The sequence below is a fragment of the Pseudomonas sp. HP_14 genome (assembly GCF_055283875.1).
In genome coordinates, this window is the sequence record NZ_JBTOQI010000018.1 from 15,380 (window position 1) to 39,385 (window position 24,006).

The window sequence follows — 24,006 nt, forward strand, 5'->3', positions numbered from 1 at the left end:
GCTGCCGAAGGCTGCGATAGCGGTGCTTCAGGAAAATTGCCTTCGCAGCCTTCGGCAGCTCCTACAGAGAATCCCGATAACTTTCTTCATATGCATTTAAAGAATAACCAAATGAAAAAATAAGATTTATGGATATAAAAAATCACTGATATGGTCACTGCAATTCAACAAAACCCTCACACCTTACTCGTCCGCCAACGGGCCAGCAGGTGCCACTGAATTAGCAAAGGAGCGCGCCATGCGCACAGCTATTTTGCGTCAAGGTTTGGTCGCTCTGTTTGCCGCAGCGGTCGCCTTCGGCGCTGTTACCCAGGCTCAGGCCGAGACCTTGCGTATCGGTTATCAAAAGTACGGCACGCTGGTGCTGCTGAAAGCCAAAGGCTCCCTTGAAAAGCGCCTCGCCGAGCAGGGCGTGCAAGTGCAATGGACCGAGTTCCCTGGTGGTCCGCAGTTGCTTGAAGGTCTGAACGTCGGCTCCATTGATTTCGGTGTGACGGGCGAAACGCCGCCGGTGTTTGCTCAGGCCGCTGGCGCTGATCTGGTGTACGTCGCCTACGAGCCGCCTGCGCCGACCAGTGAAGCGATCCTGGTACCCAAGGATTCACCGATCACCTCCGTCAAAGAGCTCAAAGGCAAGAAAGTCGTCCTCAACAAAGGCTCCAACGTGCATTACCTGTTGGTAAAAGCCCTTGAAGATGCGGGTTTGAAATACACCGATATCCAGACCGTTTTCCTGCCTCCGGCCGATGCCCGTGCTGCGTTCGAGCGTGGCAGCGTCGATGCCTGGGTTATCTGGGATCCGTACCAGTCAGCCGCCGAGCAGCAACTGCAAGCGAAAACCCTGCGCGATGGCACCGGGATTGTGGATAACCACCAGTTCTATCTGGCAACCAAGCCTTACGCTCAGAAAAATCCGAAAGTGATTCAGGCGCTGATTGAAGAAGTTCGCTCGGTCGGTGAGTGGTCCAAGGCTCACCCGGAAGAGGTGACCAAACAGGTCGCGCCGTTGCTCGGCTTGCCTGCGGATATCACGCTGACTTCGGTTAAACGTCAGGGCTACGGAGCGTTGTTCCTGACCCCGCAAGTTGTGGCCTCGCAGCAAAAAATCGCTGATACGTTCTATCAGCTCAAGTTGATTCCTAAACCGCTGAACATCGCGGATGTGGTCTGGACGCCGCCCGCCGCAGTCGCGAAAGCGCCGTAATCAGCCGGACCATGAGGAGACAACTCCATGAGCTCTAATGCTTCGCAACGAACAATCCAGCGCCTCGCGCCTTGGGTGCTGCCGATTCTGCTGCTGGCTATCTGGCAGCTGTCGGTCAGCGCTGGCTGGCTGTCCACCCGCATTCTGCCTGCGCCGAGCGCGGTCATTGAAGCGGGTGTCAATCTGGTTTCCAGTGGTGAAATCTGGACCCATCTGGCGATCAGTGGCTGGCGTGCCGGTCTGGGCTTCGCTATCGGTGGCGGCATCGGCCTGGCTCTGGGTTTTATCACCGGCCTGTCGAAATGGGGCGAACGCCTGCTGGACAGCTCGGTACAGATGATCCGCAACATTCCCCATCTGGCGCTGATCCCGCTGGTGATTCTGTGGTTCGGGATCGATGAAACCGCCAAGATCTTTCTGGTCGCGCTGGGCACCCTGTTCCCGATTTACCTGAACACTTACCACGGGATTCGCAACATTGATCCTGCGTTGGTCGAGATGTCCCGCAGCTACGGCCTGTCCGGCTTCGCATTGTTCTGGCATGTGATCCTGCCGGGTGCGATGCCTTCGATTCTTGTAGGTGTGCGTTTCGCGCTGGGCTTCATGTGGCTGACGTTGATCGTCGCGGAAACCATTTCTGCCAGCTCCGGTATCGGTTATCTGGCAATGAATGCCCGGGAATTCCTGCAAACCGACGTCGTAGTACTCGCCATCGTGCTGTACGCAATATTGGGCAAGCTGGCCGACCTGGCCGCGCGCGGTCTGGAGCGGGTTTGCCTGCGTTGGCACCCGGCCTATCAAGTGACTAAAGGCGGTGCCGCATGAGCAGCTTGAAACAGCAACAGCCTGCGCATCTGCTGCGTGGTATTCCTCTGGCGGTGCAACAGCTGAAGAAAGCCTTCGGCAGCCGTGAAGTGCTCAAGAACATTGATCTGCACATTCCGGCCGGGCAGTTCGTTGCCGTGGTCGGCCGCAGCGGGTGTGGCAAAAGTACCTTGCTGCGTTTGCTGGCCGGGCTCGACAAGCCAACTGCCGGGCAACTGTTGGCGGGGTCTGGTGCATTGGCTGACGCCCGTGAAGACACGCGCCTCATGTTTCAGGAAGCACGTTTGTTGCCTTGGAAAAAGATCATCGACAACGTCGGTCTTGGTCTCAGTGGCGACTGGCGCGGCAAAGCGCTGGAGGCCCTCGAAGCCGTCGGCCTGGCCGAACGTGCCGAGGAGTGGCCTGCTGCGTTATCCGGCGGTCAAAAACAGCGTGTGGCTTTGGCTCGTGCACTGATTCACCAGCCGCGCCTGCTGTTGCTCGATGAGCCACTGGGTGCGCTGGATGCCTTGACCCGTATCGAGATGCAGCAACTGATTGAAAACCTCTGGCGTAAACATGGCTTCACCGTGTTGTTGGTGACCCATGACGTCAGCGAAGCCGTCGCGATTGCTGATCGAGTGATTCTTATCGAAGAGGGGCGTATCGGCCTGGACTTGCTGGTCGACCTGCCGCGCCCTCGCGCCAGAGGCTCGCATCGTCTGGCCAACCTGGAAGCGCAAGTGCTTGAACGAGTGCTGTCGTTGCCCGGCTCGCCCCCTGAACCTGATCCCGTTTCACCGCTGCCCACGCAATTGCGTTGGGCCAATTAACCGACCGTTAGACATCCGTCCCCATACAGGAAGATCACCATGACTATTAAAGCCATCAACGTTCGTAACCAATTCAAAGGCACCATCAAGGAAATCGTCGAAGGCGACGTACTGTCGGAAATCGACGTCCAGACTGCGTCGGGCATCGTGACTTCCGTGATCACCACCCGCTCGGTAAAAGAGCTGGAACTGGTGGTGGGCAGTGAAGTAATCGCGTTTGTGAAGTCCACCGAGGTTTCCATCGCCAAGCTGTAACTGATGCGCAAAAAATAACCCCGGAAGGTGAAGACCCTCCGGGGTTTTTTGTTGGAGCGCATGGCTGTAGGAGCCCTCCCTTCATACAGACAGCGCTGTCGCCCTGCTAAAAAGGAGTCTGTAGGAGTGAGCTTGCTCGCGATAGCGTTAGATCTGTTAAGAAGATGTCATCTGACCTGACGCTATCGCGAGCAAGCTCACTCCTACAGAAAATCGTCTAAAACTCAGATGGTTATTGATGATAGTCCACGAGCTGCTACAGGAGATTGTGTTTGTGGATAAACGCACTGGCCTTCTCGGCGAACATCAATGGTTGATCTTCCATCAGGAAATGCCCCGCATTGTCGATGAGCTGCAACGACGAGCCGGGAATATCGCCGTGCAGACGGTGGGCGTAACTTGATGGCTGCCATTCATCTTCGGCACCCCAAAGGATCTGCACCGGAATGTTCAACTCGGGCAGGCGTTGCGCGAAGTCTTCGGTGTAGCGCGAGTCGTAATGCGCGACCTGATTCTTGTAAAAGCCTTGCTGGCCGATGAGACCGGTAATCGGCGCCAGGTAAGCTTCAAACACCTCGCCCTCCATGATGCTTTTATTGAAAACCGCCATACGCAGCTGGCGGATCATGAGTTGCCGATGTTCGTCTGCGTCCATTACGGCATGTTCTGCATAGTGGGTGCGGATGTGCTGCCAGCTTGCAGATGGCCAAGAGTCATAGCTGACGATATCGGCAATGGTCAGGGACAAGAAACGTTCAGGTGCTTGTATCGCCAACCGCAGCGCAACGCCTCCGCCAATGTCATGAGCAATCATGTGTGTGCGTTCCAGGCCCCAATGGTCCAGCAGGCTTTCCAGCAATAAGCGCTGCGCTGCTACGGAGGTGTCTTGATTCTGCGGGAATTCCGAGGCGCCAAAGCCCAGCAAATCGAACAGATGCACTTTAAGCCCAGCGGCTACCAGCACGGGTACGACGTTGCGCCAGATGATCGAATGCGCAGGCGTGCCGTGCAGTAGGACAACCGGCAGCCCTTCGCCATGGCAGCCTGTAGCGATACGTCGCCCGTTAATAATCACCTGTTGATTGAGCAGTGGATTGTCCATGGGTGTGGTCTCCGAAACGTTGATGACACCTTCAGCGTATCGAAGGGGTTTTCATGACGCCAATGACAACTTATGCTGCTGGAATTCGATTTTTGTCATGCTGATATCCCGCATTCTCTGTGGGAGCCGGGCTTGCCCGCGATGAGGACAACCCGGTTTAGATGCCACACCGCATCGGCTGCATCGCGAGCAAGCTCTGCTCCCACACACTTGGGTAACCACAAGAAAACATGAACCAACGCCTCCCCATCGACGTCCTCCGGGCTCTGCTCAGCATTGTCGAGCTGGGCAGTGTGACCCGTGCGGCTGACAGCCTGAACCTCACGCAATCGGCGGTCAGCTGGAAGATCAAGCGCCTGGAGAAACAACTGGGGCGCGATCTGATTCGCCGTGAAGGTCAGCGCTTGATCGCCACTAGCGACGGTGCCGAGTTGCTGATTCATGCCCGGCGCATTCTCAACTCGCATGACGAGGCGCTGGCTCTGTTCGCACCTTCCACCCTCGAAGGCACTGTGCGGCTCGGGGTAACCGAGCAGGCATCTCTCACCCAGCTGGCACCGATACTGGCGAAGTTCTCGCGCCAGCATGGCAATGTCGACGTTCGGGTCGTGGTTGAGCAAAGTCAGGCGCTGCGCGAGTCGTTGGCCAATGGCACGCTGGATCTGGCTTTGCATCAGGATTTCGCCCACGGACTGAGCGCCGAGGACCATTTGTTATGGGCTGAGCGCCTGAACTGGTGCGTCCCGGCTGGCTGGGAATATACCGTTGACTCCCCAGTTGCTCTTGTCAGTTACGGACCTGGCTGTTTCTACGGCAATCTGGCGCAGGATCGGCTTCAGGCGGCCGGTATCCGCTGCAAAGTGGCGGTGCAGTGTCCGTCTACAGAAGGTGTACTGTCGGCCATTTCTGCAGGCCTGGGCATAGGCGTCGTGACAGCCAGTAATGTCGACAGACGCGTCGAGGTAAGTCGTTCTTTCGAGCAGCGTATGCCACTGCCTGAAGTGGTCAACGTGTTGCGTTACAGTCAGCGCAAGCACGAGCCGGTGTTGCAGGCACTGCAGCAAATGCTGGTACAGGCGCTGACGCGGGTTAAGGAAGAGTTACCCAGCCCGGCTTGAGGATTAATGCGTCAGGGGGCGTTGTCTTTTAGGCAGGTAAGACGGCAGGTACAGCCCTACATAGGCATCAAACACGCGCATGCCTTCCTCTGCCATGCGCGGGGTGATTTCGTCATGCAGTTGCATGGATCGCGCGTAAACCCGATCGCCCAGCTCCATGGCCAGAGCGAACACGTCTACATCGTCTGGTAAGACTGGCAGCAAGAAGTGTCGGTCGAATACCTCCAGCATCAAGTGCCCCAGTTCGATATCGTGCTGACGATCCGCTTGAGTGATTTCAGTCAGTCCATGCTGGGCCAGAATCAACTGGCGCGCAGCCGCGTCGGCGTTGTAGATATCCAGCATGCGTTGCTCGACTATCCGTGACAAATCACGCCAGGTTGCCAGCGAGTCATGTTCGATGGGCGCTTGCAGGCTGGCGCGAAAGGCTGCGTGGATGTCTGCCGTCAGCGCTTCGAGCAGGGCAGGAACACTGGCAAAAAAGTGGTAAACGGATGACGGCGGAATCTGTGCCCGCTCGGCCACGCTATAGATCGACAGACTGGCGACACCTTCAGCCGCCAGCAACTCGCGTGCGGCATCGAGGATCGAGCCGATCCGGGCCTGACTTGCTGCGCGGGGTTTGCGGGTGGTGACGGGGCGGGTCATGGGGCGATCTCTTGGGCGGGGCTGCGCAAGTATTGTATCTAATTGTTGGAGCGAGGCTTGCCCGTGATGAACACAACCTGATTCACCTGACAAACCCCGGTGCCTGAGTCGTGGGCAAGCCTCGCTCCAACAGATACATGACACAAAAAAACGCCGCACAACCTCACGGCTCTGCGGCGTTTTTTATGCTTCATACCATCATTTAAACGGTATGCAGGTACCAGTTGTACTCAAGGTCGGAGATGGAGTGTTCGAACTCTTCCAGCTCACTTTCCTTACAGGCAACGAAGATATCGATGTATTTAGGATCGATGTACTTGGCCATCACCTCACTGTCGTCCAACTCACGCAATGCATCGCGCAGGTTGTTGGGCAGGCTTTGTTCGTTCTGCTCGTAAGAGTTGCCCGACACCGGTGCGTTTGGCTCGATCTTGTTGGTCAGGCCGTGATGCACTCCCGCCAGAACAGAAGCCATCAACAGATAAGGGTTGGCGTCGGCACCCGCAACACGGTGCTCGATACGTACCGCGTCGGCAGTGCCGGTTGGTACTCGTACGGCCACGGTACGGTTATCCAGGCCCCAGCTCGGGGAGTTGGGCACATAGAACTGAGCACCAAACCGGCGATACGAATTGACGTTCGGGCAAAGGAACGCCATCTGTGCCGGTAGGGTCTCGAGCACACCGCCGATGGCATGACGTAACGCGGCGTTCTGCTCGGGATCCTCGCTGGTGAAGATATTCTTGCCATCGCGATCCAGGATCGAGATGTGTACATGCAAACCGTTACCTGCCTGGCCCGGGTAAGGCTTGGCCATGAAGGTGGTGTCCATCTCATGGTCGTAGGCGATGTTCTTGATCAGGCGCTTGAGCAATACCGCGTAGTCGCACGCTTTGATCGGGTCGGCAACGTGATGCAGGTTGACTTCAAACTGGGCCGGAGCACTTTCCTTGACGATGGCGTCAGCAGGAATGCCTTGCTCTTTGGCACCTTCCAGAATGTCCTGGAGGCAGTCGACGTATTCGTCGAGGTCGTCGATCAGGTAAACCTGTGTCGAGTGCGGGCGTTTGCCGGAAATCGGGGAGCGGGGCGGTTGAGGACGGCCGTTCACGTTTTCCTGATCGATCAGGTAAAACTCCAGCTCGAAAGCGGCGCAAATCGTCAGGCCCATTTCGTCGAACTTGGTCACGACCTGGCGCAACACTTCGCGCGGGTCAGCGAAAAACGGGTCACCTTCAAGTTCGTGCATGGTCATCAGCAATTGCGCGGTCGGGCGCTTCTGCCAAGGCTCATTGCACAGGGTGTCAGGGATTGGATAGCAGATTCGGTCAGCATCACCGATGTCCAGACCCAGGCCGGTACTTTCTACCGTCGAGCCATTGATATCCAGGGCAAATAAAGAGGCAGGCAGGTTAATGCCCTTCTCGTAAACCTTATGGAGGCTGGTGCGTTCAATGCGCTTGCCGCGCACCACACCATTCATATCTGCAATCAGAAGGTCAACGTACAGAACCTCAGGATGTTCCTTAAGGAACGCGTTCGCTTCGTTAAGCTGAACGGCACGCGGGGGTACCGACATGATGCAACACCTTTGTTGTTAAAAATATCAATCATCGAGCTTTACGGGTTTCAGTCAATCCGAAAGCCATGATGAAGTCAATAGAGCCTTCCGTTGCCCTGAAAGGGCGCAAAAAGGCCGTTTTTGCCGCAATTCAGGGCAAGTATTTAACAGCGGAAGGCTACGGATTCCGGGGCTTTCAAGTCGCCTGTTCGATTTTTACAGGGCTGTTGTGTAAAAAAACGAACAAGGCTAAGCTCGATCGCAACCCAGACCAGCAACAACAATACGGGGGTCCCATGTCACGCCTGCCCTTGATCGGCATTACCGCCTGCACCAAGCAGATCGGTCTTCATGCTTATCATGTTTCTGGCGACAAATATGTCCGTGCGGTAGCAGTGGCTGCCGAGGGCATGCCGTTGATTCTGCCTTCACTTGGTCCCTTGCTAGACCCCGCCGACATTCTTTCCAGTCTCGATGGACTGCTGTTTACCGGTTCGCCTTCCAATGTCGAACCCTACCACTATAGTGGCCCAGCCAGTGCGCCGGGTACTGCTCATGATCCCGAACGCGACGCGACCACCTTACCGCTAATTCGGGCTGCCGTGGCAGCCGGTGTGCCGGTTTTAGGCATTTGCCGTGGTTTTCAGGAGATGAATGTAGCGTTTGGCGGCAGCCTGCATCAGCGTATACATGAAACAGAAGGTTTCATGGATCATCGTGAACCCGAAAACGAACCCGTTGAAGTTCAATATGCGCCAAGCCACCCAATGCGCGTCCAGCCGGGCGGTGTGCTGGAGGCACTGGGGCTGGCGAGCGAAATTCGCGTCAATTCTATCCACGGGCAAGGTATCGAGCGTCTGGCGCCGGGCCTGCGCGTGGAGGCCATCGCGCCTGATGGCTTGATCGAAGCGGTCTCGGTTCAGGATAGTCCGGGCTTTACGCTGGGGGTGCAGTGGCATCCCGAGTGGCAAGTTACAGCGAACCCTGATTACCTTGTCATCTTCCAGGCGTTTGGCGATGCCTGCCGTAAACGAGCACTACAACGCGACGCCGATGCGTCAAATAACGCCTGATTCGCGATCAGGACTCTGACCACCTGAGGTATTTATGAGTACCAACCTCGACCAGCTCACAGATTGGTTGAAAGAACACAAGATCACCGAAGTCGAATGCATGATTGCCGACTTGACAGGGATCACTCGCGGCAAGATTTCCCCCACCAACAAATTCATTGCCGAGAAGGGCATGCGCTTGCCGGAGAGCGTACTGCTGCAGACAGTGACCGGTGACTACGTCGAAGACGACATTTACTACGAATTGCTGGACCCGGCGGACATCGATATGTTCTGCCGTCCGGATGCCAACGCGGTGTATGTCGTGCCGTGGGCCATCGAACCTACCGCGCAGGTGATCCACGACACCTACGACAAGCAAGGCAACCCTATTGAGCTATCGCCGCGTAACGTCTTGAAGAAAGTGCTCAAACTTTACGCCGATCAGGGCTGGCAGCCTATTGTTGCGCCGGAGATGGAGTTTTACCTCACCAAACGCAGCGATGATCCCGACTACCCGTTGCAGCCGCCTGTCGGGCGCTCCGGGCGTCCGGAGACCGGGCGTCAATCGTTCTCCATCGAAGCTGCCAACGAGTTTGATCCGCTGTTCGAAGACGTCTATGACTGGTGCGAACTGCAAAACCTCGACCTGGATACCCTGATCCACGAAGACGGCACGGCGCAGATGGAAATCAACTTCCGTCACGGTGACGCTTTGTCGTTGGCCGACCAGATTCTGGTATTCAAGCGCACCATGCGTGAAGCGGCGCTCAAGCACGATGTCGCCGCGACGTTTATGGCTAAACCCATGACCGGCGAGCCTGGCAGCGCCATGCATTTGCACCAGAGCATCATCGACATCAAAACCGGCAAGAACATCTTCTCCAACGAAGACGGGACCATGAGCGAGCTGTTTCTGCAGCACATCGGTGGCCTGCAGAAGCTGATCCCCGAGCTGTTGCCGCTGTTCGCGCCGAACGTCAACTCGTTCCGTCGCTTCTTGCCGGATACTTCGGCCCCGGTAAACGTCGAGTGGGGCGAGGAGAACCGTACGGTTGGCTTGCGCGTCCCGGATGCCGGTCCGCAGAACCGTCGTGTGGAGAACCGCTTGCCCGGCGCTGACGCCAACCCTTATCTGGCGATTGCCGCGAGCCTGTTGTGTGGCTTCATTGGCATGGTTGAACACATCAACCCGAGCGCTCCTGTCGTCGGCCGTGGTTACGAGCGGCGCAACCTGCGTCTGCCACTGACCATTGAAGATGCATTGGAGCGCATGGAAAACAGCAAGACCGTCGAGAAGTATCTGGGTGAGAAATTCATCAAGGGGTATGTCGCGGTCAAACGTGCCGAGCACGAGAATTTCAAACGCGTGATCAGTTCGTGGGAGCGTGAGTTTTTGCTGTTTGCTGTTTGACGGTAGGCGCTGTAGTGCTGCTGTGAATGCTGTGCCCCTGTGGGAGCTGAGCTTGCTCGCGATAAGGCTGGACGCGATCCAAAGTGAACCGCGTCCAGCCTTATCGCGGGCCAGCCCAGCTCCCACATAAAAACCGCATTTCAGCTTGAATGCACTTTTAAGCACCACGAGCTAAAAGCATATGGAGTTGTTTATGAGTTCCAAGAACCCGCAAACCCTCGAATGGCAGGCCTTGAGCAGTGAGCATCACCTGGCCCCGTTCAGCGATTACAAGCAACTCAAAGAGGTTGGCCCGCGGATCATCACCCGCTCAAGCGGGGTTTATCTGTGGGACAGCGAGGGCAACAAGATCCTCGATGGCATGTCCGGCCTGTGGTGTGTCGCCATCGGCTATGGCCGTGAAGAACTGGCCGACGCTGCCGCCAAACAGATGCGCGAACTGCCGTACTACAACCTGTTCTTCATGACGGCCCACCCGCCGGTGCTGGAGTTGGCCAAAGTCATTTCCGAAATCGCCCCTGAGGGCATGAACCACGTGTTCTTCACCGGTTCAGGCTCTGAAGGCAACGACACCATGCTGCGCATGGTTCGCCACTACTGGGCGATCAAGGGCCAGCCGAACAAGAAAATCATCATCAGCCGGGTCAACGGTTATCACGGCTCGACGGTGGCGGGCGCAAGCCTGGGCGGGATGACCTACATGCACGAGCAGGGTGACTTGCCGATCCCGGGCATCGTGCACATCCCGCAGCCGTACTGGTTTGGTGAAGGCGGTGACATGACGCCTGATGAGTTCGGTATCTGGGCTGCCGAGCAACTGGAGAAGAAGATTCTCGAACTGGGCGTGGACAACGTCGGTGCGTTTATTGCCGAGCCGATCCAGGGCGCGGGTGGCGTTATCGTGCCACCCGATACTTACTGGCCGAAGATCAAGGAGATCCTCGACAAGTACGACATCCTGTTCGTGGCTGACGAAGTGATTTGTGGTTTTGGCCGCACCGGTGAGTGGTTCGGTAGTGATTTCTACGGCCTCAAACCGGACATGATGACCATCGCCAAAGGCCTGACCTCGGGTTACATCCCCATGGGCGGTCTGATCGTGCGCGACGAAGTGGTCGCGGTACTTAATGATGGCGGCGATTTCAATCACGGCTTTACTTACTCGGGTCACCCGGTGGCTGCGGCCGTGGCGCTGGAGAACATTCGCATCCTGCGCGAAGAGAAAATCGTCGAACGCGTCAATGCGCAAGCGGCACCATATTTGCAGAAACGTCTGCGTGAGCTGAGCGATCATCCGCTGGTGGGTGAAGTCCGAGGTGTGGGCCTGTTGGGGGCTATTGAGCTGGTCAAGGACAAGGCAACCCGTGAGCGTTACACCGGTAAGGGCGCGGGGATGATTTGTCGAACCTTCTGCTTCAATAACGGCCTGATTATGCGGGCTGTAGGCGACACCATGATCATCGCGCCACCGTTGGTGATCAGCTTTGCGGAAATTGATGAGTTGGTCGAGAAAGCCCGCAAGTGCCTGGATCTGACGTTGGCTGAGCTGCAAGGTTAGGCGCGAATCGGTAGGAGGCAACTTGTTGGCGAGGCGATGTGTCAGGCGCTGATGGGTCTGGGTCTGAACGCCTCGCGAACAAGTTCGCTCCTACCGGTGCATCAGACTTGTCACTCGGGTCACGAAATTGCCAGACTAATGGCTAGAAGCCGCCACCTAATAACACTGGAGCTGTACACATGAAGAAATTTGGCAAGACCCTCCTAGCTTTGTCCCTATTGGGCGTCGTAGCGGCCGCGCAGGCCGATGACAAAGTGCTGCACGTGTACAACTGGTCCGACTATATTGCGCCGGACACCATCGCCAAATTCGAAAAAGAGTCGGGCATCAAAGTCGTCTACGACGTGTTCGACAGCAACGAAACCCTTGAAGCCAAGTTGCTCGCAGGCAAGTCCGGTTACGACGTGGTCGTGCCGTCGAACAACTTCCTGGCCAAGCAGATCAAAGCCGGGGTTTATCAGCCACTGGACAAGTCCAAGCTGACTAACTACAAAAACCTGAATACGGACCTGCTCAAAGCCGTATCGGTCAGCGACCCCGACAACAAGCACGCCTTCCCGTACATGTGGGGTTCGATCGGTATCGGCATCAACCCGGACAAAGTCAAAGCCGCCCTGGGTGCCGACGCTCCGGTCAACTCCTGGGACCTGCTGTTCAAGCCTGAGAATGCAGCCAAGCTGAAGTCGTGCGGTATCAGCTTCCTCGATTCGCCAACTGAAATGCTGCCGATTGCCCTGCATTACCTGGGCTACCCGACTGACAGCCAGGACAAGAAGCAACTGGCTGAGGCCGAGGCGCTGTTCCTGAAAATCCGTCCTTCGATTGGTTACTTCCACTCGTCGAAATACATTTCCGACCTGGCCAACGGCAACATCTGCGTAGCGGTCGGTTACTCGGGCGATATCTATCAGGCCAAGTCCCGTGCTGAAGAAGCCGGTGGCAAGGTCAAGGTCAGCTACAACATTCCGAAAGAAGGTGCAGGTAGCTTCTACGACATGGTGGCAATCCCTAAAGACGCGGAAAACGTTGAAGGTGCCTACAAGTTCATGAACTTCCTGATGCAGCCGGAAATCATGGCCGAGATCACCAACGAAGTGCGCTTCCCGAACGGTAACTCGGCAGCAACAGCCCTGGTCGACAAAGACATCACTAGCGACCCGGGTGTTTACCCACCTGCTGACGTGCTGGCCAAGCTTTACGCCATCGCTGATTTGCCAGCCGCCACACAGCGGATCATGACCCGTAGCTGGACCAAGATTAAGTCGGGTAAATAACCCGGGCTAGCGCAGATCCTTGTAGGAGTGAACTTGTTCGCGAGGCGGTATGTCAGGCGCTAATGTGTTGAATGTGCCGACGCCTTCGCGAACAAGTTCGCTCCTACCGATCCAGCGCAGGCTTCTGTCACATAAAGTTTTTTTGCGATACGCGGTCAACAACGGTAAGTTGCGCCCCCGGATTTTTCCGACCTGATCTGCTCAACTTTCCGACACGGGCACCAGACCCCACCTCAAAAAGGATTGTTCACGTGTCTATTTCTTTATTTGCCAAATCCATGCTCGCCGCCGCTACGCTGACAGCTACCGTCGCAGCGCATGCCGCACCCACCGTGCATATTTATAACTGGTCCGATTACATCGGTAAAAGCACCCTCGAAGACTTCGAGAAGACCACCGGCATCAAGCCGATGTACGACGTGTTCGACTCCAACGAAACCCTGGAAGCCAAGCTGCTCGCGGGCCGAACGGGCTATGACGTGGTTGTGCCGTCGAATCACTTTTTGGGTAAGCAAATCAAGGCTGGCGCTTTCCAGAAACTCGACAAGAGCCAACTGCCGAACTACAAGAATCTCGACCCGGCGCTGCTCAAGCGTCTGGAAAAAAACGATCCGGGTAACCAGTACGCCGTGCCGTATCTGTGGGGCACCAACGGTATCGGTTACAACGTAGAAAAAGTCAAAGCTGCGCTGGGCGTCGATAAAATCGACTCCTGGTCAGTGCTGTTCGAACCCGAAAACATCAAGAAGCTGCAGAGCTGTGGCGTAGCCATGCTCGACTCTGCCGATGAAATGCTTCCGGCAATGCTCAATTATCTTGGGCTGAATCCCAACAGCACGAACGAGGCCGACTATAAAAAGGCCGAAGCCAAGCTCATGGAAATTCGTCCTTACGTGACCTATTTCCACTCTTCGAAATACATCACCGATCTGGCCAATGGCGACATCTGCGTTGCGGCAGGCTTCTCGGGCGACGTTTTCCAGGCCAAGGCCAGGGCAGAGGAAGCAGGCAAAGGCGTGAACATTGCCTATAGCATCCCGAAAGAGGGCGGCAACCTGTGGTTCGACATGCTGGCGATCCCTGCGGACTCGAAAAATACCAAGCAGGCTCACGCGTTCATCAACTACATGCTTGAGCCCAAGGTCATCGCCGAAGTCAGCGATGAGGTCGGCTATGCCAACCCGAATCCGGCTTCCGACGAGTTCATGGACAAAGACATCCGTGCAGACGAGGCGGTCTATCCGTCCAAGGAAGTGCAGGAGCGCCTGTACGTCAATTCCGAGCTGCCGCCGAAGATTCAGCGTGTCATGACACGCAGCTGGACCCGAATCAAATCCGGTAAATAAAAGACCCCGCGCCCGGCCATGCAGGCCGGGCTGCAAACCAGTTGGGAGTTTCACCCATGGCAGTTGCCTCCGGCGCCTACAAGAAATCACTCGAAGGCGATCAGCAACCCAAGCAGGTGCTGGTCAAGATCGATCGGGTCACGAAGAAATTCGACGAGACGATTGCCGTGGACGACGTGTCCCTGCAAATCAACAAGGGCGAGATTTTCGCCTTGCTGGGTGGCTCTGGTTCCGGCAAATCAACGTTGCTGCGGATGCTGGCCGGTTTCGAACGGCCGACGGAAGGCCGGATCTACCTCGACGGCGTCGACATCACGGACATGCCGCCGTACGACCGTCCGATCAACATGATGTTTCAGTCCTACGCGTTGTTCCCGCACATGACCGTGGAACAGAACATCGCGTTCGGTCTGCAACAGGACAAACTGCCGAAAGCTGAGATCACCGAGCGCGTGGCCGAAATGCTCAAGCTGGTGCAGATGACCCAGTACGCACGACGCAAGCCTCATCAGCTGTCTGGCGGTCAACGTCAGCGTGTGGCGCTGGCTCGTTCCCTGGCGAAGAAGCCCAAGCTGTTGTTGCTCGACGAGCCGATGGGCGCGCTGGACAAGAAACTGCGTTCGCAGATGCAGCTGGAACTGGTGGAGATCATCGAGCGGGTTGGCGTGACCTGCGTAATGGTGACGCACGACCAGGAAGAAGCCATGACCATGGCTGAACGCATCGCGATCATGCACCTGGGCTGGATTGCTCAGATCGGCAGCCCTATCGATATTTACGAAACGCCGACCAGCCGTCTGGTCTGCGAATTCATTGGTAACGTCAACCTGTTCGAAGGCGAAGTGATCGAGGACATGGAAGGTCATGCCCTGATTCGCAGCCCCGAGCTGGAGCGCAATATCTATGTCGGTCACGGCGTAACGACGTCGGTGGAAGACAAGCACATCACTTACGCGTTGCGTCCGGAGAAACTGCTGGTCACCACCGAGCAGCCGTCTTTCGAATACAACTGGTCGCGTGGCAAGGTTCACGACATCGCGTATCTGGGCGGCCACTCGGTGTTCTACGTGCAACTGCCGTGCGGAAAGCTGGTTCAGTCGTTTGTGGCTAACGCTGAGCGTCAGGGCACCCGGCCCACCTGGGGCGATGAAGTGTTTGTCTGGTGGGAAGACGACAGCGGCGTGGTATTGCGCTCATGAAGATACGCAAAATCAAGCGTGCCCTGAACCGGGTTATACCCAACGGTCGGCAACTGGTCATTGGAGCGCCGTTTCTCTGGCTGTTCCTGTTCTTTGCCTTGCCGTTTCTGATTGTCATCAAGATCAGCTTCGCTGAAGCTGACGTGGCGATCCCGCCCTATACGGAAATCTTCAGCTACGCCGAGCAGAAGTTCGAGATCATCCTCAACTTCGCCAACTATGCGCTGCTGACAGGCGATGACCTGTACATTTCGGCCTATCTCGGTTCGCTGAAAATGGCGTTTTTCAGCACCTTGCTGTGCCTGCTAATCGGCTTTCCGATGGCCTATGCCATTGCGACTGCGCGCAAGGAACTGCAAACCGTGCTGTTGCTGCTGATCATGATGCCGACCTGGACCGCGATTCTGATCCGGGTTTACGCGTGGATGGGCATCCTCAGTAACAACGGGCTGCTCAATGCATTCTTGATGTGGCTCGGCCTGATCGACGAGCCGTTGCAGATACTCAATACCAACCTCGCGGTATATATCGGCGTTGTGTATTCGTACCTGCCGTTCATGATCCTGCCGCTGTACGCCAACCTGGTCAAACATGACTCAAGTCTGCTCGAAGCCGCGTCTGACCTTGGGTCGAGCACTTTCAACAGTTTCTGGAAAATCACCGTGCCGTTGTCTAAAAACGGGGTGATTGCCGGCTGCATGCTGGTGTTCATTCCAGTGGTCGGCGAGTTTGTTATTCCTGAACTGCTGGGCGGCCCGGAAACCCTGATGATTGGCCGCGTGCTGTGGCAAGAGTTCTTCAATAACCGCGACTGGCCGGTGGCTTCTGCGTTGGCGGTGATCATGCTGTTGATCCTGATCGTGCCGATCATTCTCTTCAACCGCAGTCAGGCCAAAGAGCTGGAGGGCAGGGCATGAGAGGCTTTCGATTCTCGAACATGATGCTGGTCCTGGGCCTGCTGTTCATCTACGCGCCGATGGTGATTCTGGTCATCTACTCGTTCAACGCTTCCAAACTGGTTACGGTCTGGGGTGGCTGGTCGGTGCACTGGTATGTCGGGCTGCTGGACAACTCGCAACTGATGGGCTCGGTGATGCGCTCGCTGGAAATTGCCACGTATACGGCGATTGCGGCGGTAGCGCTGGGTACCATGGCAGCGTTCGTGTTGACCCGCATCACACGATTCAAAGGCCGCACGTTTTTCGGTGGGCTTGTGACAGCGCCGCTGGTGATGCCTGAAGTGATTACCGGTCTGTCGCTGTTGCTGCTGTTTGTGGCCATGGCCCAGTTGATCGGCTGGCCGCAGGAACGCGGCATCGTCACCATCTGGATCGCCCACACCACGTTCTGCGCCGCTTATGTAGCGGTAGTGGTTTCGGCACGGTTGCGTGAGCTGGATCTTTCCATTGAAGAAGCGGCGATGGACCTTGGGGCGCGGCCGTGGAAGGTGTTCTTCCTGATCACCATCCCGATGATCGCGCCTTCGCTGGCGGCGGGTGCCATGATGTCTTTTGCGCTGTCGCTGGACGACCTGGTATTGGCCAGCTTCGTTTCCGGTCCGGGCTCGACGACGCTTCCGATGGAAGTGTTCTCCGCTGTTCGGCTGGGTGTGAAGCCGGAAATCAACGCCGTGGCGAGCCTGATCCTGCTGGCTGTTTCATGCGCGACCTTCCTGGTCTGGTTCTTCAGTCGCCGTGCCGAGCAACAGCGCAAGAAAGCCATCCAGCAAGCCATCGAAGAAAGCGCCGCGGATAGCTACAAACAACCCGACCCACGCCGCGCCGCTGCGCCGGTTTGAAGCGTCTCGGTAGGAGCGAACTTGTTCGCGAGGCGGTGTGACTGTTTAGGCAGGCTAATCGCCTCGCGAACAAGTTCGCTCCTACCGGACCCGGCATCATCCCCCGGCATCCTATTCACTCAAATGCTGCGGCACGTATTCGCCGCTGATGTAGGTCTGCGCCGGTTTAAAGCGTCAGGTGACTTCCGGTAGGAGCGAACTTGTTCGCGAGGCGGTGTAAATGTTTAGGCATGGTAATCGCCTCGCGAACAAGTTCGCTCCTACCAGGCCTGGGTATTACCCACTTGGCACCAACCGCAACGTCCCCTTGGCGTTCTTCGCCACATCCTCTTCGCTCAAATGCTGCGGCACGTATTCGCCGTTGATGTAGGTCTGTGCCTGATCCGAATAGTGTTTATTGAACAGCACACCGCTCTGTCCGACGGGGTTGATGCCGAGCGCATGGGCCGGGTCGGCGAAGTCGATCAGGCGGCGGGTTGAGGGGCCGTAGCTCACCGGCCAGGGTGCAGGCCCGATTCGAGACGAAAGATTGTTTGGCACTTCATGCGTGCCCGGTGCTGCGAACGGCCCGACGTTTAAAAGCTGATCCAGCGGCTTTTGCGTGCCCAGCGGATGCGCGTGGGTCAGGGTGTGGGCTTTGCCCCAGCGCCATTCGTCTGCGTTGAGCCCGTATGTGGATTTCAGGTGCGAGACTGTGGCGTGCCAAGCGATCTTGACCGTCTGCGCCCGGTTTTCTTCAAACGGCGAATTACGATTGTTCCACCACGGCGAACTGGCGTCGCCGGCCACGCGGGGCAGGGCGGCATCGATGACCCTTGTTGATAGCAGCGTTTCGAAGAGACCATCGCCCAGTTCATCGTGGAAGACCTCTTCGCTCAGGTCGAAGAGGAACTGGTTAAACAGCGTGGCACCCACCGAATCAACCGCGTAGTCGCCCTTCCAGTTGGCCAGCCGTTCTACCAGCGCCTTCTCTTCCGGATCGCTGATGACATCGCGGAGCACGGGAAGCAGCGGCTGTAGAACCCGGTTGGCATAATCGGTCTGCGTACCCAGTTGCAGCGCCTTGCTGTTATCCAGATCCCACTTGACCGATGGATCACTCAGTTGCCGATTCAACTGCTGACCGCGATCAGCCAGATTGTAGTAACCAGGGATCTGCATGCCGGTGGGCGAGAGGGGCTGGAAATTGGCTGAGACGATGTAGCCGCGCGCAGGGTTTTCTTCCTGCGGGTTGGCGCTGAAGGGGTAGAAGCCCAGTTTGTCGGCTTGCTCAGTGCTGCCATCAAGAATGTAGTTAGGGTTCACGCCTTCGGGACGAATCGGCAACTGCGCCGCCGCCCACCAACCAATGTCGCCTTTGGCATTGGCCCAGACGATATTCAATCCCGGTGCCTGAATTTTCTCGGCAGCGGCGCGCATCTTATCCAGCGTATCGGCGCGGTTGGCTTCATAGAAACCTTCCAGGATCGGGTTCTCCGACTCCAGGAATGACCACCACATGGCAACCGGCGTGGTGCTCGCGGTGACGCCCATTACGTCGTTGACGATAGGGCCGTGAGGCGACCTGCGCAGTGTCAGCGTGACCGGTGCTTCGCCTTTGACCGCAATCTGTTGTTCAGTGGTGGTCATGTCGACCCACTCCCCGTGATACCAGACTTGATTGGGGTTCTGCGGGTTGGTTTTCTCGGCGATCAGGTCCAGGTCATCGTTCTGGAACATGGTCAGGCTCCAGCCGAAATCCATGTTGTGGCCCAAGGATGCGAACGGGTTGAGCGCCTGATGATGGCCGTACAGCTCAAAGCCCGGCGCGGACAGATGCGCTTCGTACCACACCGCTGGCACCGAGAAGCGGATATGCGGATCGCCTGCCAGTAACGGCTTGCCGTTTTTGGTGCGGCTGCCGGAAACAGCCCATGCATTGCTGCCTTCAAACTGCGGCAGGCCTGCCTGCTCAAGCGCCTCATTGCTCAAATAAGCGAGCTGGTTGAGGCTCCTCCAGTCGGCTGTCGAGAGTTTGGCTGGTTGATCGAGAACGCCTTGGGGCTGCCAGTCCAGGTCAAAGACTTTCAGGTAATCAGCACCCAGTTCGTCACGAACGTAGGTCAGCAAAGGCTCGGTGCGAAAGGCTGCGGCAAAGCTGTAGGCCATGTAGCCGCCCACACTCAACGTGTCTTCGGCAGTGAACGGTCGCTTGGGGATGCCTAGCACGTCGAACTCCAGTGGTTTGGCGTGGCTGTCCTGATACTGATTAATACCGTCGAGGTAGGCTTGCAGGGCCTTCCAGGTAGGCGTGTCCTTGTCGTGGCGGGCGACGTAATCGTCGGCGTGTTCACGAATACGCAGGCTGCGGAACAGTTTGTCCGTCGCCACCAGTTTGGGCCCCAGTACTTCAGCCAGTTCACCTCGTGCCAGACGACGGACCATTTCCATCTGGAACAGTCGGTCCTGAGCCTGCACATAGCCCAGTGCGCGATACAGATCAGCTTCGTTTTCGGCGCGGATATGCGGCACGCCTCGCTCGTCATAACGCACGCTGACCGGCGCCTGAAGGTGAGCAAGGGCGATTTCGCCGTCACGCTGCGGTTGCTTGCTGTGCAGATACCAGGCACCCGCGCCGACGACCAGGGCAATGATGAATACAAGAATAGAAAGGCTGCGTTTCATCCGGCTTCTCAGATAAGGCGACAAGGCGCGATTGTAGGCATATTGGAAGGCATGTTGGACGGCCAGACGCATCGATTCACATTTGAAATACAATCCTGGGGAAGTGGTGCAGTGTCGTGGGACCGGCTTTAGCCGGGAAGGCGATATTTCTGACGACTATGATCTGGCGGATGTACCCGCCTTCCCGGGGGATGTCCCTGACACCACGCTGTCGCGCAGCAAACATTGGCCCTGTAGGAGTGAGCTTGCTCGCGATAGCGTCAGTTCAGACGATAAATTCGTCGACCGGGAAATCGAATCGCGAGCAAGCTCACTCCTACAAGGGGCCTGCGTTCCATCTGCAATAACAACCCACTGCCATTGTGTGCGTAGCGTCCACAGCTCGTCCCGCAGTCAGCGCCTGCAAGATCGGTTCGATAAAGCTGTTGCTTGAATTGCAGGTGAGCCCTTCGCTGTATGGCCCGAAGTAGGCAAGCCTGCCGTCGCGATCCCAGATTGCCACGGCAGGGCTGGCGCTGATGTGTTCTGCGCCCGGCAAGTAGGCAATGGGCTTGATTGCGCTCAGCGTGGAGGGTAACTGACCTTGGCTACCGGGCTTCTGCACCGCGTAGAAGTCCACACCACCCTGCCCAGCGAAATGCTCGATCAATTCGGCAAGGTGTTGCTGGTTTCCAACGTTGCAGGGGCAGGCTGGATCCCAGAAGTGCACCAGCCGAATTCGCCCGGGGCCCGCTACTTCAACGGGAAGGCCGAGAGCGTCTCCCGCGAAAAACACGGGCTCATTACTGAACGGTCGCAAGTAGCGACCCTGAAACCAGTCATAACCGGTCCATAAAAGCGCCGCACAGATAACTGTGATGAGCCCTGCAACGAGCGTGCTACGGCGTAGGGTCTTCATTTCAGTCGCATCTGTTTGAGGACGCCTGGCTTGCCATGCTCGGGGATACAGCTGAATATCGCTGCACAGTCTATCGTCCCGCCGGAAACTCCATGTCTGCCACGTTCAACCCCGATGCACTGCGCCACAGCCTGCAACCGCTGAGCGCTGCTCAGCCGCACTCTATCGAGGGGCTGGCGTACCAGCGCTTTTACGTACTCGACAGGTTGGGGCTGGAGCGTCCACTGCGTACCTGGCTGGGCAGGATGGATGTGGACGGCTACGAAATTGTCGGGCAAGTCTGGATACCGGATAAGCCGGTAGCGACGTTGTTCCTGATGCATGGTTTCTATGACCACATGGGCCTGTTTCGGCATTTGATCGAATGGGCGCTGAGTATGAGTTTCGCGGTGATTTCCTGCGACTTGCCGGGTCACGGTCTGTCCAGCGGTTCGCGGGCCAGCATCAATGACTTCGCTGAGTATCAGGCGGTCCTGCGGCGCTTGTTTGAAGAAGCAAGCGCCTTGCAATTGCCCAAGCCATGGCATCTTTGCGGACAAAGCACCGGCGGTGCAATTCTGATCGATCATCTGCTCCACCATGGTGTGGAAAGCCCCGCTCAAGGTCAGGTCATCCTGCTCGCGCCGCTGGTCAGGCCTCGTGCCTGGGGTTGGTCAAAGTTTAGCTATTACCTGCTCAACCCTTTCGTCACAGGCATTGCCCGACGCTTCAGCGAGAACTCCAACGCCCCGGCCTTCCTGCCGTTCCTGCTGGCTGATCCATTGCAACCCCGCCGTTTGCCGACCGCGTGGGTGGGTGCGCTGGCGCGCTGGATCAAGCGTATAGAATCAGCCCCTTCAAGCCCGCGCAACCCGATCATTATTCAGGGTGAAGCGGACATGACCGTTGACTGGCGTCATAACCTGAAGGTGCTCAACGAGAAATTCACCGAGCCCCGGATACTGATGCTCAGCGAAGCGCGGCATCATCTGGCCAACGAGATACCGGAGCTGCGGGCGCAGTATTTGAGCTTTGTTGAGCAGAAGATGCGTTTGGTGCTGGCGAACTAAGCGTTACTGCGCTGGCGCCAGGCTCGACGAGCTTTGCCCAACGGCCAGCCCGGCGCGAATCGCAGCCAGTGCGGCCTGGTAGTAAGCCTTGCCATCGGCAGACTCGGCGAAGGTAGAGAACTCCTCCAGCTCCGGATCGGTAAGGTCGCGGTAAACGTAGAGCAGCGTGTTGTTCATGTCGGCTTCGATCTGCGCCATCAGCCGTTCGCGCTGACCATCGAGCATGCCTTGGGCCTGACCGCCGCCCAGCAGCCCTGGAATCATCTGGCTCAGGCTGTCGGCGGCAACACCGGCAATCGCGAGGCTGACTTCGGCGCCAGCCTGTTTGGCGGGCAGTGCTTGCGCCAGGTGACCTATGAGCAATTGACGGGTAGCGTCGGCCTGAATCTGTGGCAGGCCTTTGGCATTTTTTGCCAATTGGTCAGGGCGGGTGGCGGTCAGTTCGGCGTTGACGATCTTGCGCCCGAGCGGTGACTGAAAGAATTGCAGCGCAGGCTTGGGGTCACGAAGACTTTCGCGCAGGCGCTTTTCTGCGCGTTGATCCATGGCCTGTGGGGCGAAGCGCTGATTGCTGTTGTTGACCAGCGCTTGAAACACCGCCGGTGGCAGGCTGTTGCGGTAGCGTTGTTGCGCGGCGTTGAGGGCGTCGTTGAAATGCGCGCGTTGTTCTGGCCAGCCCGCGACCTTGTACAACTGGTCATAGCTGTCTGCCCAGGCGGGCATCGTGCAGAACATCAACAACACAACAAACAAACGGCGCATAGGGACTCCTGTCGGCAGGCCGCTATTGTCCCGGTGGTTGCGGGGCTTTGTCGAGTTATGACTTCGCCTGCGCTATGAAATTTCATGCACTTGGCAATCTGCCGAGTGCTGGAGCTTCCCGATTCTCGGGCGGCTGGATACTATGCGCCATGCAAATCGCCTCTGATCATCCGCTGCTGCTTCGAATAGTCGACGACCTCGCCGCACGCGGCTGGTCGCAGCAGAATATTTTCCTGCCCGAAAGCCTGACGCTTGAGCTTGCCGACGAGTGTCGCACGCGCGCAGCCGAGGGCGAACTCGCGCCTGCCGCTGTCGGACGCGGGCCATTGCAAGAGATTCGCGAGGGCATTCGTGGCGATCATATCCAGTGGCTGGAGCCCGGTCAGTCAGAGCCTTGTGATCGTTATCTGGGTTTGATGGACAGCCTGCGTCAGGCGCTCAATCGCGGTCTGTTTCTAGGGCTGGAAGACTTCGAAAGCCACTTTGCGCTTTATCCACCCGGTGCGTTTTATCTCAAGCATGTGGACCGTTTCCGTGACGATGACCGGCGGATGGTCTCTGCCGTGGTTTATCTCAACAATGCCTGGTTGCCCGAGCATGGCGGGCAATTGCGCATGTTTCTCGACGAAGGCGTGGAATATGACGTACAGCCGACCGGTGGTTGTCTGGTGGTGTTCATGTCTGGCGATATTCCCCACGAAGTGATGCCTGCCGGTCGTGACCGGCTTTCCCTCACCGGCTGGTTTCGTCGGCGTGGGGATGGGGTGTTTTAGATGTTCAGGGTCGGGCTACGCTTAACCTGAGGTTTACGCTGATCTCGTGGGACCGGATTCATCCGGGAAGGCGGAGTTCCTGACGGCACAGATGCTCTGAATGTACCGGCCTCTTCGCGAATGAATTCGCTCCTACCGGTTTCTGGTTTGCATGAAATCTTTGTCATAAAGCCCGCTTCTTCAGAACGTTAAGCCAGTGCCGCGCTATGGTTACAGGTACGCCATTCAAGGGCTGACTGGAGAAACCATGAAAATCCTTTTTGCAAAAACTGCTCTCGCAGGCCTGCTGTTCGGGGTGTCGCTTATGGCCAGTGCTGCCGATGTCCCGCGCACGCCATCACCTGCCGGGGCTGAGGTCTACATCATTTCGCCTAAAGACGGCGCGACAGTGCCGGGCACATTCAAGGTCCAGTTTGGCCTCAAAGGCATGGGCGTTGCGCCTGCCGGTGTAGATATCCCCGAGACCGGCCATCATCACCTGTTGATCGACGTCAAAGACCAGCCAGACCTCAATGCGCCGCTGCCGATGACCGATAACATTCGCCATTTCGGCAAGGGCCAGACCGAAACCGAAGTTACCCTGCCGCCCGGCCCTCACACTTTGCAGTTGCTGGTGGGCGACAAGAGCCACATTCCGCTGAACCCGTCGGTTGAATCGAAGATGATCAGGGTGAATGTGCAATAGTCTGGGCTG

22 protein-coding genes are annotated in these 24,006 nt (G+C 57.2%); 16 read left to right on the top strand and 6 right to left on the bottom strand.

The features are described from left to right. Positions 1-238 precede the first annotated feature (238 nt). From ACYASS_RS13560 to ACYASS_RS13575, 4 genes are read left to right on the top strand one after another with little or no spacing between them, the layout of a single operon-like run. Entirely contained in the window at positions 239-1,204 is a 966-nt protein-coding gene (locus tag ACYASS_RS13560; RefSeq protein ID WP_243244147.1) for a sulfonate ABC transporter substrate-binding protein, read from the top strand. 27 nt (positions 1,205-1,231) lie between these two features. Beyond that, positions 1,232-2,029 carry an aliphatic sulfonate ABC transporter permease SsuC gene (gene ssuC / locus ACYASS_RS13565; protein WP_463586508.1) on the top strand — a complete coding sequence of 266 codons (798 nt, stop codon included), beginning with the start codon at positions 1,232-1,234 and terminating at the stop codon, positions 2,027-2,029. Then, positions 2,026-2,841, top strand: a complete 816-nt coding sequence (ssuB, locus tag ACYASS_RS13570; protein ID WP_027902266.1) for an aliphatic sulfonates ABC transporter ATP-binding protein — start codon at positions 2,026-2,028, stop codon at positions 2,839-2,841. Before ssuC ends, ssuB begins: the two co-directional genes overlap by 4 nt. A 39-nt stretch (positions 2,842-2,880) precedes the next feature. Then, entirely contained in the window at positions 2,881-3,096 is a 216-nt protein-coding gene (locus ACYASS_RS13575; RefSeq protein ID WP_020291765.1) for a TOBE domain-containing protein, read from the top strand. A 256-nt stretch (positions 3,097-3,352) separates the two neighbouring features. On the opposite strand, the gene ACYASS_RS13580 is transcribed toward ACYASS_RS13575, so the two are convergent. Continuing rightward, a complete protein-coding gene (locus ACYASS_RS13580) occupies positions 3,353-4,198 on the bottom strand; it encodes an alpha/beta fold hydrolase (protein WP_463586509.1) in 846 nt (281 codons plus the stop codon). Between the two features lie 230 nt (positions 4,199-4,428). Here ACYASS_RS13580 and ACYASS_RS13585 point away from each other — a divergent pair, with 230 nt between their 5' ends. After that, the gene (locus tag ACYASS_RS13585) at positions 4,429-5,316 is read left to right on the top strand and encodes a LysR family transcriptional regulator (RefSeq protein ID WP_463586510.1); all 888 of its coding nucleotides are present in this window, start codon (positions 4,429-4,431) and stop codon (positions 5,314-5,316) included. Between the two features lie 3 nt (positions 5,317-5,319). Here the strand turns inward: ACYASS_RS13585 and ACYASS_RS13590 are convergent, their stop codons facing one another. Both ACYASS_RS13590 and ACYASS_RS13595 read right to left on the bottom strand, forming a co-directional pair. Continuing rightward, entirely contained in the window at positions 5,320-5,964 is a 645-nt protein-coding gene (locus ACYASS_RS13590; protein ID WP_463586511.1) for a TetR/AcrR family transcriptional regulator, read from the bottom strand. A gap of 202 nt (positions 5,965-6,166) precedes the next feature. Further along, positions 6,167-7,543, bottom strand: coding sequence for a glutamine synthetase family protein (locus tag ACYASS_RS13595; RefSeq protein WP_463586512.1), 1,377 nt, complete (start codon positions 7,541-7,543; stop codon positions 6,167-6,169). Positions 7,544-7,821: 278 nt separating this feature from the next. Here ACYASS_RS13595 and ACYASS_RS13600 point away from each other — a divergent pair, with 278 nt between their 5' ends. From ACYASS_RS13600 to ACYASS_RS13635, 8 genes are all read left to right on the top strand, one after another. Beyond that, the gene (locus ACYASS_RS13600) at positions 7,822-8,598 is read left to right on the top strand and encodes a gamma-glutamyl-gamma-aminobutyrate hydrolase family protein (RefSeq protein ID WP_463586540.1); all 777 of its coding nucleotides are present in this window, start codon (positions 7,822-7,824) and stop codon (positions 8,596-8,598) included. Between the two features lie 34 nt (positions 8,599-8,632). Beyond that, the gene (locus ACYASS_RS13605) at positions 8,633-9,991 is read left to right on the top strand and encodes a glutamine synthetase family protein (protein WP_027900697.1); all 1,359 of its coding nucleotides are present in this window, start codon (positions 8,633-8,635) and stop codon (positions 9,989-9,991) included. 193 nt (positions 9,992-10,184) lie between these two features. Next, positions 10,185-11,549 (top strand): aspartate aminotransferase family protein, encoded by a 1,365-nt coding sequence (locus ACYASS_RS13610; RefSeq protein WP_463586513.1) that lies wholly within the window; start codon positions 10,185-10,187, stop codon positions 11,547-11,549. 179 nt (positions 11,550-11,728) lie between these two features. Beyond that, complete coding sequence (locus ACYASS_RS13615) at positions 11,729-12,823, top strand: polyamine ABC transporter substrate-binding protein (RefSeq protein ID WP_463586514.1); 1,095 nt, start codon at positions 11,729-11,731, stop codon at positions 12,821-12,823. Positions 12,824-13,074: 251 nt separating this feature from the next. Next, positions 13,075-14,169, top strand: coding sequence for a polyamine ABC transporter substrate-binding protein (locus ACYASS_RS13620; RefSeq protein WP_463586515.1), 1,095 nt, complete (start codon positions 13,075-13,077; stop codon positions 14,167-14,169). A 56-nt stretch (positions 14,170-14,225) separates the two neighbouring features. Beyond that, entirely contained in the window at positions 14,226-15,368 is a 1,143-nt protein-coding gene (potA, locus tag ACYASS_RS13625) for a polyamine ABC transporter ATP-binding protein (protein ID WP_463586516.1), read from the top strand. Between the two features lie 35 nt (positions 15,369-15,403). Next, positions 15,404-16,285, top strand: a complete 882-nt coding sequence (locus ACYASS_RS13630) for an ABC transporter permease subunit (protein ID WP_162874644.1) — start codon at positions 15,404-15,406, stop codon at positions 16,283-16,285. Beyond that, positions 16,282-17,166, top strand: a complete 885-nt coding sequence (locus ACYASS_RS13635) for an ABC transporter permease subunit (RefSeq protein ID WP_027900691.1) — start codon at positions 16,282-16,284, stop codon at positions 17,164-17,166. The genes ACYASS_RS13630 and ACYASS_RS13635 overlap by 4 nt, the downstream gene beginning before the upstream one ends. Before the next feature lie 276 nt (positions 17,167-17,442). On the opposite strand, the gene ACYASS_RS13640 is transcribed toward ACYASS_RS13635, so the two are convergent. After that, a complete protein-coding gene (locus ACYASS_RS13640; RefSeq protein WP_463586517.1) occupies positions 17,443-19,830 on the bottom strand; it encodes a penicillin acylase family protein in 2,388 nt (795 codons plus the stop codon). Between the two features lie 316 nt (positions 19,831-20,146). Next, a complete protein-coding gene (locus ACYASS_RS13645) occupies positions 20,147-20,728 on the bottom strand; it encodes a DUF6436 domain-containing protein (protein WP_463586518.1) in 582 nt (193 codons plus the stop codon). A 92-nt stretch (positions 20,729-20,820) separates the two neighbouring features. On the opposite strand from ACYASS_RS13645, the gene bipL reads away from it, so the two are divergent. Then, the gene (gene bipL / locus ACYASS_RS13650) at positions 20,821-21,777 is read left to right on the top strand and encodes a phospholipase BipL (RefSeq protein WP_463586519.1); all 957 of its coding nucleotides are present in this window, start codon (positions 20,821-20,823) and stop codon (positions 21,775-21,777) included. A gap of 3 nt (positions 21,778-21,780) precedes the next feature. Here bipL and ACYASS_RS13655 read toward each other — a convergent pair whose 3' ends face one another. Continuing rightward, entirely contained in the window at positions 21,781-22,539 is a 759-nt protein-coding gene (locus ACYASS_RS13655; RefSeq protein WP_463586520.1) for a DUF2059 domain-containing protein, read from the bottom strand. Positions 22,540-22,688: 149 nt separating this feature from the next. On the opposite strand from ACYASS_RS13655, the gene ACYASS_RS13660 reads away from it, so the two are divergent. Continuing rightward, a complete protein-coding gene (locus ACYASS_RS13660; protein WP_243244161.1) occupies positions 22,689-23,312 on the top strand; it encodes a 2OG-Fe(II) oxygenase in 624 nt (207 codons plus the stop codon). Positions 23,313-23,559: 247 nt separating this feature from the next. Further along, positions 23,560-23,997, top strand: a complete 438-nt coding sequence (locus tag ACYASS_RS13665) for a DUF4399 domain-containing protein (protein WP_463586521.1) — start codon at positions 23,560-23,562, stop codon at positions 23,995-23,997. The last annotated feature ends 9 nt before the right edge of the window (positions 23,998-24,006 follow it).